Origin of the sequence: Streptomyces incarnatus (assembly GCF_001027185.1) — a bacterium.
Lineage (GTDB): Bacteria > Actinomycetota > Actinomycetes > Streptomycetales > Streptomycetaceae > Streptomyces > Streptomyces puniciscabiei.
Genome location: NZ_CP011497.1, coordinates 2,964,381 through 2,977,549, shown reverse-complemented (window position 1 = coordinate 2,977,549; position 13,169 = coordinate 2,964,381). Strand labels below are relative to the sequence as shown.

14 protein-coding genes and 1 pseudogene are annotated in these 13,169 nt (G+C 72.9%); 7 read left to right on the top strand and 8 right to left on the bottom strand.

All coding sequences use genetic code 11. From position 1 onward, the window contains the following. Positions 1–73 precede the first annotated feature (73 nt). Positions 74–520, top strand: a complete 447-nt coding sequence (locus tag ABB07_RS13105; RefSeq protein WP_208898883.1) for a hypothetical protein — start codon at positions 74–76, stop codon at positions 518–520. A gap of 18 nt (positions 521–538) precedes the next feature. Here ABB07_RS13105 and ABB07_RS13100 read toward each other — a convergent pair whose 3' ends face one another. The 3 genes from ABB07_RS13100 to ABB07_RS13090 form a co-directional block, all read right to left on the bottom strand. Further along, positions 539–1,651 carry an RNA polymerase sigma factor SigF gene (locus tag ABB07_RS13100; RefSeq protein ID WP_208898882.1) on the bottom strand — a complete coding sequence of 371 codons (1,113 nt, stop codon included), beginning with the start codon at positions 1,649–1,651 and terminating at the stop codon, positions 539–541. Between the two features lie 17 nt (positions 1,652–1,668). Then, the gene (locus ABB07_RS13095) at positions 1,669–2,085 is read right to left on the bottom strand and encodes an ATP-binding protein (RefSeq protein WP_055705999.1); all 417 of its coding nucleotides are present in this window, start codon (positions 2,083–2,085) and stop codon (positions 1,669–1,671) included. A gap of 310 nt (positions 2,086–2,395) precedes the next feature. After that, positions 2,396–2,656: a UBP-type zinc finger domain-containing protein gene (locus ABB07_RS13090; protein WP_055706000.1), complete on the bottom strand. Its 261-nt coding sequence runs from the start codon at positions 2,654–2,656 to the stop codon at positions 2,396–2,398. Positions 2,657–2,717: 61 nt separating this feature from the next. Here ABB07_RS13090 and ABB07_RS13085 point away from each other — a divergent pair. Further along, positions 2,718–4,314 (top strand): annotated as a pseudogene (locus tag ABB07_RS13085) (Na+/H+ antiporter). On the opposite strand, the gene ABB07_RS13080 reads toward ABB07_RS13085, so the two are convergent. Then, the gene (locus ABB07_RS13080) at positions 4,296–5,225 is read right to left on the bottom strand and encodes a 1-aminocyclopropane-1-carboxylate deaminase/D-cysteine desulfhydrase (RefSeq protein WP_244189341.1); all 930 of its coding nucleotides are present in this window, start codon (positions 5,223–5,225) and stop codon (positions 4,296–4,298) included. The pseudogene ABB07_RS13085 and the gene ABB07_RS13080 sit on opposite strands and share 19 nt — an antisense overlap. A gap of 178 nt (positions 5,226–5,403) precedes the next feature. Here ABB07_RS13080 and ABB07_RS13075 point away from each other — a divergent pair, with 178 nt between their 5' ends. The 5 genes from ABB07_RS13075 (at position 5,404) to ABB07_RS13055 (ending at position 9,734) form a co-directional block, all read left to right on the top strand. Next, positions 5,404–6,810 (top strand): family 2B encapsulin nanocompartment shell protein, encoded by a 1,407-nt coding sequence (locus ABB07_RS13075; protein WP_208898880.1) that lies wholly within the window; start codon positions 5,404–5,406, stop codon positions 6,808–6,810. A gap of 112 nt (positions 6,811–6,922) precedes the next feature. Then, the gene (locus ABB07_RS13070) at positions 6,923–8,074 is read left to right on the top strand and encodes a family 2 encapsulin nanocompartment cargo protein polyprenyl transferase (protein ID WP_208898879.1); all 1,152 of its coding nucleotides are present in this window, start codon (positions 6,923–6,925) and stop codon (positions 8,072–8,074) included. A 577-nt stretch (positions 8,075–8,651) separates the two neighbouring features. Further along, positions 8,652–8,867, top strand: coding sequence for a hypothetical protein (locus ABB07_RS13065; RefSeq protein WP_208898878.1), 216 nt, complete (start codon positions 8,652–8,654; stop codon positions 8,865–8,867). A 35-nt stretch (positions 8,868–8,902) separates the two neighbouring features. After that, positions 8,903–9,343: a YciI family protein gene (locus ABB07_RS13060; protein ID WP_208898877.1), complete on the top strand. Its 441-nt coding sequence runs from the start codon at positions 8,903–8,905 to the stop codon at positions 9,341–9,343. Positions 9,344–9,401: 58 nt separating this feature from the next. Beyond that, positions 9,402–9,734, top strand: a complete 333-nt coding sequence (locus tag ABB07_RS13055; protein WP_208898876.1) for a DUF952 domain-containing protein — start codon at positions 9,402–9,404, stop codon at positions 9,732–9,734. Positions 9,735–10,116: 382 nt separating this feature from the next. On the opposite strand, the gene ABB07_RS13050 is transcribed toward ABB07_RS13055, so the two are convergent. The 4 genes from ABB07_RS13050 to ABB07_RS13035 form a co-directional block, all read right to left on the bottom strand. Further along, entirely contained in the window at positions 10,117–10,866 is a 750-nt protein-coding gene (locus ABB07_RS13050; protein WP_208898875.1) for a VOC family protein, read from the bottom strand. A 55-nt stretch (positions 10,867–10,921) separates the two neighbouring features. Beyond that, on the bottom strand, positions 10,922–11,338 hold the full coding sequence (locus tag ABB07_RS13045) for a VOC family protein (protein ID WP_208898874.1): 417 nt from the start codon (positions 11,336–11,338) through the stop codon (positions 10,922–10,924). Positions 11,339–11,487: 149 nt separating this feature from the next. Beyond that, a complete protein-coding gene (locus ABB07_RS13040; protein ID WP_208898873.1) occupies positions 11,488–11,892 on the bottom strand; it encodes a helix-turn-helix transcriptional regulator in 405 nt (134 codons plus the stop codon). Between the two features lie 233 nt (positions 11,893–12,125). Next, the gene (locus ABB07_RS13035) at positions 12,126–13,160 is read right to left on the bottom strand and encodes a LacI family DNA-binding transcriptional regulator (protein WP_208903415.1); all 1,035 of its coding nucleotides are present in this window, start codon (positions 13,158–13,160) and stop codon (positions 12,126–12,128) included. Between the last annotated feature and the right edge of the window lie 9 nt (positions 13,161–13,169).

Below are 13,169 nucleotides of genomic sequence, written 5' to 3'. Positions count from 1 at the left end.
TGAGCCTGGACACTCCGTTGGTGTGCGGGCCGCCCCTTCGGGGCGCTGACACCACCCCCGCTACCCTGCTGGGGTGAGCAGTGAGCAGACCCCCGCCCCGGACACCACCGAAGCCGCTGTCGGCCCGCGCCCGCGTCGGTTGACGTATGCCGCGCTGCTGGCCGGGCTGGAGGGTGTGGCCCTCGGGGCCGGTGGGCTGTGGGTGCTCGTGCTCGGGCTTGCCGGGTCGCCGGACGACCGGCAGCAGGCCGTGACCCTCGGGGTCACCCTCGTCGTGCTCGCGCTGCTGCCGCTGCTCGCCGCGCGCGGGCTGCTGCTGCGGCGCGGCTGGAGCCGCGGTCCCGCGGTGATCACGCAGGTCATGGCGCTGCCGATCGCCTACAACCTGCTCAAGGCCGACAGCATGGCCATTCCGGCCGGTATCGCCATCGCGGTCGTCGCCGTGGCGGCGCTGGTCCTCCTCGTCAACGGCGAGACGACCCGGGCCCTCGGCATCAAGGGTCCGGGCCGCGCGGAGTAGGACCACCTGCTCGTTCGCCTACTCCTCCACCAGCAGCTTCTCGCGCAGCTGGGCCAGCGTGCGGGCCAGCAGCCGGGAGACGTGCATCTGGGAGATGCCGACCTCCTGCGCGATCTGCGACTGGGTCATGTTCCCGAAGAAGCGCAGCAGCAGGATCCGCTTCTCCCGCGGCGGGAGGTCCTCCAGCAGCGGCTTGAGCGACTCCCGGTACTCCACGCCCTCCAGCGCCTCGTCCTCCGCGCCGAGGGTGTCGGCGACCGCCGGGGACTCGTCGTCGGTGTCGGGGACGTCCAGGGACAGCGTGGAGTAGGCGTTGGCGGACTCCAGGCCCTCCAGGACCTCCTCCTCCGAGATGGCCAGCTTCTCGGCCAGCTCGTGGACCGTGGGGGAGCGGCCGTGCAGCTGGGACAGCTCGGCCGTCGCCGTGGTCAGCGCGAGCCGCAGCTCCTGCAGCCGGCGCGGCACGCGGACCGCCCAGCCCTTGTCCCGGAAGTGCCGCTTGATCTCGCCGACCACGGTCGGGGTGGCGTACGTGGAGAACTCCACGCCGCGCTCCGGGTCGAACCGGTCGACGGACTTGATCAGACCGATCGTGGCGACCTGGGTGAGGTCGTCCAGCGGCTCGCCGCGGTTGCGGAAGCGGCGCGCCAGGTGCTCCACGAGCGGCAGATGCATACGGACCAGCTGATTGCGCAGCTCCGCGTACTCCGGGCTGCCCTCCTTCAGCGCGCGCAGCTCCACGAACATCGCCCGTGCCCCGCTGCGGTCCGCCGGGTCGTGCTGTGCGGCCTGCACGGGCTTCGCGCTCGGCGCGTCGTCCTCGGCGTACCGCTCGTGCTCGCTCATCGTCCCGCCCGTAGCCCTTCCCCGAGCCCTGGCTCCCGCGCGGCCGGCGGCTTGGGTGCCGCCGGAGTCCTCCGGCGGTACGGCCTGCGCGCCACCGTCGCTCGCGGTGTGCGCGGAGTCGTCCTCCGGATGCGGTCTGGCCTGCTCGGGGATGCCGTCGATGCCGTCCGCCATGCGCCGGGAACCGTCCCGGGGAGCCTCCCCGGAGAGGTCGCCCGTGCTCGGCCAGGGGGCACCCCCGTCCCCGGCCGGCAGCTCCCGTGTGCCGCGCTCTTCGTCCCGCACCGGACCGTCCCCGTTCCTCACGCCGGGCCGGGGCCCGCGCCGCGCTGTTTGTAGAGGCTGATCGACACGGTCTTGTCCTCGTCGACGGCGGACGAGACCTTGCCCGCGAGGGCCGAGAGCACGGTCCAGGCGAAGGTGTCCCGCGAGGGGGCGTGACCGTCCGTGGTCGGCGCCGAGACCGTGACCTCCAGCGAGTCGTCGACGAGCCGGAAGACACAGCCGAGCACGGAGCCCGGCACGGCCTGCTGGAGCAGGATCGCGCACGCCTCGTCCACGGCGATGCGCAGGTCCTCGATCTCGTCCAGGGTGAAGTCCAAGCGGGCCGCGAGTCCGGCCGTGGCCGTCCGCAGCACCGACAGGTAGGCACCCGCGGCCGGCAGCCGGACTTCCACGAAGTCCTGGTTCGCCGCGGGCTCGCCTGCGATCTGGGACACCCTCACCTCCATGGTGGTACAAGCTTTACGGGGCCGAGGGTCGCCCCCCGGGGTAACGCGGACGCGGTTCCGCGGTGACGCTATCGCGCTCCCAACGTTTCTGTCCCGGGACCCCAACCCCCCTGGCGTCACTCACAGTAAAGCTGTGTATACGCTCCGTGTCTAGGGGGTTTGCGGGCCCAAATGGGAACAGCGCGCGCCGGGTTGACGTACCCAGACGTCAGACGCTCGAACCGTCGTACGGCCACCGCCCCATGCAGTGTCACACGAGAAGGCGGCCGGGCGGGAATGTGATCACGCGATGACGTGCTCAGACCAGTACGTGGTCCACGAAGCACCACCGCCAGTCCTCGCCGGGCTCGAAGGTCCGCATCACCGGATGACCGGACGTCTCGTGGTGCTGCGTCGCGTGCCGTCCGGGTGAGGAGTCGCAGCAGCCGACATGGCCGCAGGTGAGGCACAGCCGCAGCTGCACGGGGTGCGTGCCGTCGCGCAGGCACTCCGGGCAGGTCGCGTCGAGCGGTTCCGGTTCCGGGTGCGGCAGCGCGTCGGCGTGCGTGCACTGTTTCATGATTGCCAGATTACGACGGGCGTGCGGCTGACCGCGCGGAAAACGAGGGTGGGCGAGGATCATGGACGTGATGCCGCTGCTGTTGCTGGTGGCGGGCAGTGCGGCGATCGCGGGGGCCGCCCGGCGCACTCCGGTGCCGGCGCCGCTGCTGCTGGTCGCCGTGAGCCTGGCGGTCTCGTACATCCCCGGGATCCCGCACTACACCCTGGATCCGCAGATCGTCCTGCCCCTGGTGCTGCCCCCGCTGCTGTACAAGGAGGGCACCGAGAGCTCGTACCTCGATCTGCGCGCCCAGATGCGGCCGGTGGGGCTGCTGTCGATCGGGTACGTGCTCTTCGCGACCTTCGCCGTCGGCTGGGTCGCCTACCTCGTCGTACCCGGACTGCCGCTGCCCGGCGCGCCCGGTGGCGGGCGCGGTGGTCGCGCCCACGGACGCGGTCGCGGCCGCGGCGATCGCGCGCCGGGTCGGCCTGCCCTCCAGGATCACCACCATCCTCCAGGGCGAGTCCCTGCTCAACGACGCCACCGCGATCACCGCCTACAAGGTGGCCCTCGCCGCGGCCGTCGGCGAGGGCGCCACCTGGGCCGGCGGGATCGGCGAGTTCCTGCGGGCGGCGATCGGCGGGATCGTCGTCGGCCTGGTGCTCATGGTGCCGATCCACTGGCTGCGCACGCACCTGAGGGAGGCCCTTCTCCAGAACACCCTCTCCCTGCTGATCCCGTTCACCGCCTACGGCGTCGCCGAGCAGTTCCACGGCTCCGGGGTGCTCGCGGTCGTCGTGGTCGCGGTCTACCTCGGGCACCACGCGTGGGAGGTCGACTTCGCCACCCGGCTCCAGGAGGACGCGGTGTGGCGGATGGTCGCCTTCCTGCTGGAATCGGCGGTCTTCGCCCTGATCGGCCTGCAGCTGCCCACCGTCCTCAAGGGGTTGGCCGCGTACCACGGGGCCGACGCCGCCTGGTACGCGATCGCGGTCTTCCTCGTGGTCGTCGCGGCCCGCTTCGTCTGGGTGTACCCCGCGGCCTTCCTGCCCCGCCTGCTCTCCCGGCGCATCCGGGAACGCGAGGACAACCCCACCTGGCGGGCGCCGATCGTGACGTCCTGGGCCGCCATGCGCGGTGTGGTGTCCCTGGCCATCGCGTTCTCCATCCCGCTCACGGTGCACGGCGGCGCCTCCTTCCCGCAGCGCAACCTGATCCTCTTCCTGACCTTCACCACGGTCATCGGCACCCTCGTGGTGCAGGGGCTGACGCTCGCGCCGCTGATCCGCCTGCTGAGGTTCCCCGGCCGCGACCCGCAGGCCGAGACCCTCGCCGAGGCCAACGCCCAGGCCCAGGCCTCCCGCGCCGCCGAGAGCCGCCTCGACGACCTCCTCGCCGACGAGCGCAACGCCCTGCCCCCGCCGCTCGCCGACCGCCTGCGCACGGTCCTGGAGCGCCGCCGCAACGCCGTCTGGGAGCGCCTCGGCCAGACCAACCCCGTGACCGGCGAGTCCGTGGACGACACCTACCGCCGCCTCTCCCGCGAGGTGATCAGCACCGAGCGGGAGGTCTTCGTCAGGCTCCGCGACCACCGCTACATCGACGACGAGATGCTGCGCGCCCTGCTCAGACGCCTGGACCTGGAGGAGGCGGCGGCCTACCGGGAGGCGGAGTAGCGCCAGCGGCCGAAGGGCTCGGGGAACGGCCGGCCGGTGACGACGGCGGCGACCGTCGTGCCGCGCACGAAGGCGCCCTCGTCCGCCAGGGCGACAAGTCCGTAGAGCAGCTTGGCGACATAGAGGCGTTCGACGGGCAGCCCGTGGCGGTCCTCGAAGTCCGCGGCGAACGCGTGCAGTTCGGGGGTCGTACGGCCGTAACCGCCGAAGTGGAAGCGCTCGTCGAGGGACCAGGAGCCGGTGCGGGCGCCGAAGGCACTCTCCTGCAAGGCCTCGGTGACGCGCTCCAGAAAGCCGCCCTTGAGCACCGGCACGCCGAGCGCGCGCTGCCCGGGGCCCAGCCCCGCGGCCAGGCCCGCGAGCGTGCCGCCGGTACCGCAGGCGACCGCGACGACGTCGGCGTGTCCGCGCAGCTCCTCGCCCAGGGCCCGGCAGCCGTGGACGGCCGCGCTGTTGCTGCCGCCTTCGGGCACCACGTACGCCTCCTCGGCGCCGGCCGCGCGCAGGATCGCGGCCAGCGTCTCCGGCTCGTTCTTCCGCCGGTACGTCGACCTGTCGACGAAGTGCAGGCGCATGCCGTCGGCCGAGCACCGGGCCAGCGAGGGGTTCAGCGGGCGCCCGGCCAGCTCGTCGCCGCGCACCACGCCGGTGGTCGCCAGCCCGAGGACGCGGCCCGCGGCGGCGGTGGCCCGCAGGTGGTTGGAGTAGGCCCCGCCGAAGGTCACCAGGGGGCGGCCCCGCGCCGCGTCGATGTTCGGCACGAGCTTGCGCCACTTGTTGCCGACGAGGTCGGGGTGGATCAGGTCGTCGCGCTTGAGGAGGAGCCGGAGACCGTGCCGCCCGAACCGGTCGTCCCGTACCTCCTGGAGGGGGGAGGGCAGGCGGGGGGTGAGCGGGTCGCTGCTGGTCACGGCTTCATTGTCGCCTGGGCGGGGGGATGCGTGAGTCCCTCTTTCTGCCCACTCGTCCGATGAGCCATTCCCGCTCTTTCGGGTAATGGCGCGACCACGGTGCGTGATGGAAGGCTCGGTGCCGAGACCCGGTGCCCCCTGCGATTCGGCACCGGGCATACCTGGGAGGCAATTCTCTATGTCGGTAGGCGAAGAGGTCCGCACGGAACAGGGCAGGCCACAGCAGTCCCTCGGGACCGCGGCCGCGCGGAACCTGGCCACCACCACCAAGTCCGTTCCGCAGATGCAGGAGATCAGCTCCCGCTGGCTGCTGCGCACACTCCCGTGGGTGGACGTACAGGGCGGCACATACCGGGTGAACCGGCGGCTGACGTACTCCGTCGGCGACGGCCGCATCACCTTCGTGAAGACCGGGGACCAGGTCGAGGTCATCCCGGCCGAACTCGGCGAGCTGCCGGCCCTGCGCGGTTACGAGGACGAGGAGGTGCTGACGGAGCTCGCCCGGCGCTGCCGCCAGCGCGACTTCGCGCCCGGTGAGGTGATCGCCGACTTCGGCAACCAGACGGGCGAGGTGTACCTGCTGGCCCACGGCAGGGTCGAGAAGGTCGGCACCGGCCCGTACGGCGACGACGCGGTCCTCGGAGTCCTCGCCGACGGCGCCTACTTCGGCGAGCAGGCGCTGCTCGACCCGGACGCCATCTGGGAGTACACCGTCCGCGCGGACACCGCGACCACCGTGCTGATCCTCAGCCGCCAGGACTTCCAGCAGGTCGCCGAGCGCGCGGACACCCTGCGCGAGCACCTCGAGCGGCTGCGCTCCGTGCCGGAGCAGCGGACCAACAAGTACGGCGAGAAGGAGGTCGAGCTGGCGGCCGGTCACTCCGGCGAGCCCGACATCCCGCACACCTTCGTGGACTACGAGGCCCGGCCCCGTGAGTACGAGCTGAGCATCGCCCAGACCGTGCTGCGCATCCACACGCGCGTGGCCGATCTCTACAACCAGCCGATGAACCAGACCGAACAGCAGCTCAGGCTCACCGTCGAGGCGCTCAAGGAGCGCCAGGAGCACGAGCTGATCAACAACCGCGACTTCGGCCTGCTCCACAACTGCGAGTACGACCAGCGGATCCAGCCGCACGACGGCGTGCCCAGCCCGGACGACATGGACGAGCTGCTCAGCCGCCGGCGCAGCACCAAGCTGTTCCTGGCCCACCCGCGCGCGATCGCCGCGTTCGGGCGCGAGCTGAACAAGCGGGGGCTGGTCCCGGAGACCGTCGAGATCGGCGGCAACCGCATCCCGACCTGGCGCGGTGTGCCGATCTACCCGTGTGGCAAGATCCCGGTCACCCCGGAGCGCACGACCTCGATCATCGCGATGCGTACCGGTGAGCAGGACCAGGGCGTCATCGGCCTCCGGCAGTCGGGCATCCCGGACGAGATCGAGCCGAGCCTGTCCGTCCGCTTCATGGGCATCAACGAACAGGCCATCATCAAGTACCTGGTGACGGCCTACTACTCGGCCGCCGTGCTGGTACCCGACGCGCTCGGCGTGCTGGAGAACGTCGAGATCGGCCGGTGGAGGTGACGTTTCCGCACTTCGCGGCCGTGTCCCCGCCCGCCGGGCAGGGTAGACCCTCGCCATATGCGTCCGGCCGGGCCGGCGACGCCGGTGTCCGCGGACCTGGCGAGGGGGAGACATGGCCGAGTTCATGACGGAGACCGAGCAGCGTTGCCCCGCCGTGCCGCATCACGGCACGGCGGGGGAACGCCGGGGGAGGACCACCGGCACCGGTGCCGGTCGGCTCGACGGGCAGGCCGACGGGCAGGAGGCGGCTGTGCTGCTGGAGCGCACCCGGGCCGTCGTCGACCCGGAGCTGCGGGCGGCCCTGGAGTCGCTGCCCGCCCCCATGCGCCGGATCGCGCTCTACCACTTCGGCTGGCAGCACGCGGACGGCACTTCGGCGAACGGCAGGACGGGCAAGGCGATACGGCCCGCGCTCGTTCTGGCCGCGGCCGCGGCACTCGGCGGACCCGCGGCCCGTACGGCGGCGGTCCGGGCGGCGGTGGCGGTCGAACTGGTCCACAACTTCACGCTGTTGCACGACGACGTGATGGACCGGGACACCTCGCGCCGGCACCGTCCCACCGCCTGGACCGTGTTCGGTGACGCCGACGCGATCCTCGCCGGTGACGCCCTGCAGGCGCTGGCCCTGCGGCTGCTCGCCGAGGACCCGCACCCGGCCGCCCGCCCGGCGGCGGCCCGGCTCGCGGACTGTGTCGTGGAGCTGTGCGCGGGCCAGCACACCGACACGGACATGGAGCGCCGCGGCCCCGACGAGGTCACCCTCGACGAGGTGCTCGCCATGGCCGAGGCGAAGACCGGCGCCCTGCTGGGCTGCGCCTGCGCCCTGGGGGCGCTGTACGCGGGCGCGGGCCCGGACGACGTGGCGGCACTCGACGGCTTCGGCCGCCAGGCGGGGCTCGCCTTCCAGCTGATCGACGACGTCATCGGGATATGGGGCGATCCCCGGCACACCGGGAAGCCGGCCGGTGCCGATCTCGCCGCCCGCAAGAAGTCCCTGCCCGTGGTGGCGGCCCTGTCCTCCGGCACCGAGGCCGCGGCCGAACTCGCCGAGCTGTACGGGAAGCCGTACGTCGCCGGTGACGTCGAGGGCATCGCGCTGACGGCCCGGGCCGTGGAGCGGGCCGGCGGCCGGGACTGGGCGCAGGCCGAGGCGGCCGACCGGATGGCCCGCGCCGTGCAGGAGCTGTCCCGTGCGGTCCCCGTCCCCGAGGCGGCGGGCGGTCTGCTGGCGCTCGCCGAGTTCGTGACCCGGCGCAGCAGCTGAGCGCCGCGGCCCCCGGAAGCCGGGAGGACCCCGGAGTCCCGGGCCCGTGCGGCTCCCTGACCCCGCACGGACTCCGGGTCTCCGGCCGGGCGAGCCCCGCGCAACCCCCCACAGCGCGCGGGGCTCGCCGTCTGGGTGAACGCCGATGTGGCGCGGGGCTCGCCGTCTGCGGGAGCGCGGACGTGCTGCGTGGTTCGCCGCCTGCGGGAACGCCGATGCACTGCGCGGCTCGCTGCCTGCGGGAATGCCGATGTAGCGCGGGGTTCGCTGCTTGCGGGAGCGCGGACGTGTTGCGTGGTTTGCCGCCTGCCGGAATGCCGATGTGGCGCGGGGTTCGCTGCTTGCGGGAGCGCGGACGTGCTGCGTGGTTCGCCGCCAGCGAGAACGCCGATGTGGCGCGGGGTTCGCTGCTTGCGGGAGCGCGGACGTGCTGCGTGGTTCGCCGCCTGCGGGAACGCCGATGCACTGCGCGGCTCGCTGCCTGCGGGAATGCCGATGTAGCGCGGGGCTCGCTGCCCGCGTGCATGGCGATGTGCCGTGGGAAGCGCCGGACCCCCCGCCGCCCTACCCTGAGGGCATGGACAGCGAGGGTCACGTCTGTCCCGTCTGCGGACAGCCCGTCGACACGGTCGTCGGACGGCGCAAGACGCTCGGCGCCTGGGTACCGGTGTGGGGCCCCGGCCCCTGCCGCAACCCGGGCTGCGCGGCCTACGGGAAGTCCGTCGAGCCCCCGGCTCCGGCCGACGTGACCGGGCATCCGCGCCCCGGTGAGTCCGCGGCCGAGAAATCCTGAGCCGTGCCGGGAGTCTCGAGCCGAAGGAGCGGACCATGAAGTACCTGGTGATGGTGCAGGGTACGCAGGCGGACTACGACGCGATGAGCGGCAGGGCCACCCCGCACGCCCCCGCCTGGACCGAGGTACAGCTGAAGGCCATGTACGCCTACATGAGCTGGATCAACGACGACCTCACCGAATCCGGCGAACTCATCGACGCCGAGGGCCTGGCGGAGCCCGCCCGGACCCGGCTGGTCGCCCGCGGCGAGGACGGGGCGTCGGTGATCACCGACGCCCCGTACGGCGAGACCCAGGAGGTGATCGTCGGCTACTGGCTGCTGGAGTGCGCGAGCCTGGCCCGGGTCACCGAGATCGCCGAACGCGTCACCCGCTGCCCCGGCCCCGAGGGCCTGACCGACTACCCCGTGGTGATCCGGCCCGTCATGGACGGCGCCGACGACATCGGCGCCGGACAAGACATGGGCGCCGGATAGGGGACCGGCGCCGGAAAAGCAGGCGCCCGCGGCCCGGCCGAGGCCGTAGCGTGGCCGCATGCCGAAGCTTCCGCACATCGTCCACATCACCGAGCGCTCCCTGTGGGAGGCGGCGCGCGAGCGCGGCACCTATGAGGTGTCGACCCGTGGCCGCACCCTGCAGCAGGAGGGCTTCATCCACTTCTCCACCCGCGAACAGCTCCCGCGCATCGCCGAGTTCCTCTACGGGGACTACGACGGCCCGGACGAGCTGGTCGTGCTGGTCGTGGACCCGGCCCTGGTGGGCGCGCCGGTGAAGTACGAGGCCATGGAGCCCGGCGGGGAGGAGTTCCCGCATGTGTACGGGCCGGTGCCGGCCGACGCCGTGGTGGACGTCGAGCCCTGGGGGTGACCGGGCAGGGGGGACACCTCGCCGCCGGTGGTGGCGCCGGGCGGTGAGGTCTGGGCGGTCGCCGTGGTCCTGGGGGCGGGACTCACGCTCGGACACCGGGAGGACGCCCGGCCTCGGGGGCTGTACGTCTGGGACGACGGGCACGGGCACGGGCGGTCCGTCGCCGGGTGCGCGGCGCCCCCAGCCGCAGCCGCAGCCCCCTGGCGAGCGGGGCGGCGACCGCTCCTGCCCGCCGAGTCCGCCGGCGGACCCGGCCGAGGCCTCCCCGCCCGCCGGGGTCATCTGCCTCTACGCGACGGCGGGCTCGCTGACCGGCGTCCGTCGCGCGGCTCGCTGATCGGCGTTCGTCGCGCGGATCACCGACCGGCACCCGTCGCGTGGATCACCGACCGGCGTGCGGCAGGCCGCCGGTCTCCGGGTCGCGGCCGGTCAGGCAGTAGACGCCGCCCGCCGGATCGCGCATCACGGCCCAGTGCGGGCCCTCGCTCACCCGGGCGGCGCCGTGTTCCTCGTGCCGGGCGCGGACGGCGGCGATGTCCGCGCAGGCCAGGTCGAGGTGGGCGGAGGCGGGGCGCTCGTCGTCGAGCCGCTGCAGCAGGATCCGGACGGGCAGCCCGGTCGGCGGCTTGAGCACCTCGAACTCCGGCCGGGACCCCGTCAGCCGCTCCCAGCCGGTGAGACCGGCCCAGAAGTCCGACTCGGCGGCGTACGCCGACGGCGGGATGTCCAGGCACACCTGGTCCAGCCGGCTGCCGGCCACCACCGGCGGCCGTACCGACTCCCCGTGCCAGGGCACGGCACAGAACAACTGCCCGGCCGGGGAGCGCAGTACGGCCCACTCGCCGTGGTCCGCGACCAGCCCCGCACCGGCTTCCAGGGCCGCCCCGATCAGCTTCCGTACGTCCCCGGTGCACAGGTCGAGGTGGGCGCCGCCGGCGCCCTCGGTGACGCCCTGGAGCTTCACGCACGCGTCCGTCCCGGCCGCCCCCTCGGGCAGCAGGGTCATGAACTCGTCCCACTCACCGCGCGGCAGGGACGCCCGGGTGCCGGTGACGGCCGTCCAGAAGGCGCGGGCCTCGGGCAGCCGGCCGGCGGGCCGGTCGACGAAGGCGTACGTCCAGCGAATGATCACCTGGCGAGTGTAGGCGCGAACTCGGCGACCAGGCCGGGGAATCCACCCGGGCCGTTCATTGCGCGGGCCGCTGGAGGAAGCGCAGCTGGTTGCCCGCCGGGTCCCGGAAGGCGCAGTCGCGCACCCCGTACGGCTGGTCCGTCGGCTCCTGGAGCACGTCGGCGCCGGCCGCCCGCACCCGCTCGTACAGCGCGTCGCAGTCCTCGGTCGTGAAGATGACACCCCGCAGCATGCCCTTCGCGAGCAGCTCCGCGAGCGCCTGCCGGTCGGCGGGGGACGCGTCCGGGTTCGCCCCCGGCGGCTCCAGCACGATGTCGACGTCCGGCTGCAGCGGCGAGCCCAGCGTCACCCAGCGCATGTCCTCGAAGCTCACGTCATTGCGGACCTCCAGGCCGAGCACGTCACGGTAGAAGGCGAGCGCCTTGTCGTGGTCGTCCACCGCGATGAAGCAGTTCTTGAGTTTCACGTCCATGGGCTCACGCTAGGCCCATCCGGCCCTGGACGCGCGCGAGCCGGCAAGGCGGACGGGGGGCGGAGGAAGAGCGGGAAGGGGCGGCTGCACGGGCGCGGGGGGATGCCGTGCGAGCCGGGCAGGTGAGGCCAGGGCAGGGGCCGGGGCGGTCACGGGGCGTACGGGCGGCGCCGGGGGCGGGTGAAGGTGCGGGCCACGCAGGACGGGATCACCGCGCTCTCCTCGTGCGAGCGGGAGCGGTAGGCGCTCGGTGTCTCCCCGACCAGCTCGGTGAAGCGGGAACTGAAGGAGCCGAGTGACGTACAGCCCACGGCGAGGCACACCTCGGTCACGGTGAGGTCGCCCCGGCGCAGCAGCGCCTTGGCCCGCTCGATCCTGCGGGTCATCAGATAGCTGTACGGCGTCTCGCCGAAGGCCTTGCGGAAGCTGCGCTGGAAGTGGCCCGGTGACATGTGGGCACCCCGGGCCAGCTCGGCCATGTCGAGCGGCTCGGCGTACTCACGGTCCATGCGGTCGCGCACCCGGCGCAGCCGTCTGAGGTCCTCCAGGGTCACGTCCACAGCTTGGCACAGGGCACGGACACCGGGAGAGAACCGAACGTATCAGCACAGGACTGCACAACAGACTCCCTCATTACAGGGCTGCACAACAGACTCCGGGAGCCCCCATGCATGTCGACTGGTCCGCCCTCGGCAAGGCCGCCGCGGCCGGCCTCGGTGTCACGGTCGCCGTGGTCGTCGTCCTCACCCTCGGCGCCCTGGGCCTCTTCCGTGGGGTGCCGGGAATCTCAGGCGCGCGGAGAACCCCCGTCGCCCTCCCACTCCCCGGCGTGCAGGGGTGCGGTGGTGGCCCGCGGGATCAGATGCGTGGGCAGCACGATGTGCTGCGTGTGGTCCGGCTCGGAGTCGTCGATGAGCTTCAGGGCCAGCCGGCCGGCCTCGTGGCCGATGTCCGAGGGGGACTGGGCGATGGTGGACAGGTCGAACAGGTCGGCCACCGGCTGGTCGTCGAAGCCCAGGACGGACACCTGCTCGGGCACCTCGATCCGCGTCCGGCGCAGGGCCCGGATGACGGCGACGGCGACCTCGTCCTGTTCGGCGAAGACCGCGGTGGGCGGCTCGCGCAGGCTCAGCAGCCGCCCGAGGGCTTCGGTGAGGGCGCGTTGGTCGCCGACCGGCAGGGCGGCCACCAGATCGTCGTCGAGCGGGACGCCCGCCTCGGCGAGCGCCTGCTGGTAGCCGAGCAGCCGCTCGTTGGAGCTGAACGAGAAGCCGCTCGCGCCCACCGTCTTGATGAAGGCGATCCGGCGGTGGCCGAGGTTGAGCAGGTGCCGGGTGCCGTGCAGGGCGCCGGCCACGTCGTCGACGTACACGCTGGGGCGGCCGTCGACGTGCTGGCTGACATAGATGACCGGCATGCCGAGGCTGTCCAGCCGGTCGGTCTCCTCCTCGGTGAGGTCGAAGGAGAAGACCAGCAGCGCGTCGGCGTTCCGGCGGGCGGGCAGCCGGTCGAAGAACGAGGTGCGCTCGGCGAGATCGGGGATCACATAGACGGTCAGCTCCATGCCCGCCGCCCGCAGCACCGGGGCCAGGCTGGAGAGGGCCGAGCCCATGAACCACGCGTTGAGGGTGGGGACGAGCACCGCCACGGTGCCCGTCCTGCCCGTGACCAGGCTCGCGGCCTGCCGCGAGACGGCGAAGTCCAGTTCACGGGCGGCCTGTTCGACCCGGGCGCGCACCTCCGGCGAGACGGTGGTCAGTCCGCGCAGGGTCCGCGAGACGGTGGAGGCGGATACCCCGGCCCGTTCGGCGACGTCAGCCATCGTGGGGTG

Coding starts and splice junctions, on each gene's coding strand:
- ABB07_RS13065 (WP_208898878.1), top strand. CDS start 8,652: ATGGACAGCGAGGGTCACGTCTGTCCCGTCTGCGGACAGCCCGTCGAC.
- ABB07_RS13070 (WP_208898879.1), top strand. CDS start 6,923: ATGGCCGAGTTCATGACGGAGACCGAGCAGCGTTGCCCCGCCGTGCCG.
- ABB07_RS13060 (WP_208898877.1), top strand. CDS start 8,903: ATGAAGTACCTGGTGATGGTGCAGGGTACGCAGGCGGACTACGACGCG.
- ABB07_RS13035 (WP_208903415.1), bottom strand. CDS start 13,160: ATGGCTGACGTCGCCGAACGGGCCGGGGTATCCGCCTCCACCGTCTCG.
- ABB07_RS13090 (WP_055706000.1), bottom strand. CDS start 2,656: ATGAAACAGTGCACGCACGCCGACGCGCTGCCGCACCCGGAACCGGAA.
- ABB07_RS13055 (WP_208898876.1), top strand. CDS start 9,402: ATGCCGAAGCTTCCGCACATCGTCCACATCACCGAGCGCTCCCTGTGG.
- ABB07_RS13075 (WP_208898880.1), top strand. CDS start 5,404: ATGTCGGTAGGCGAAGAGGTCCGCACGGAACAGGGCAGGCCACAGCAG.
- ABB07_RS13045 (WP_208898874.1), bottom strand. CDS start 11,338: ATGGACGTGAAACTCAAGAACTGCTTCATCGCGGTGGACGACCACGAC.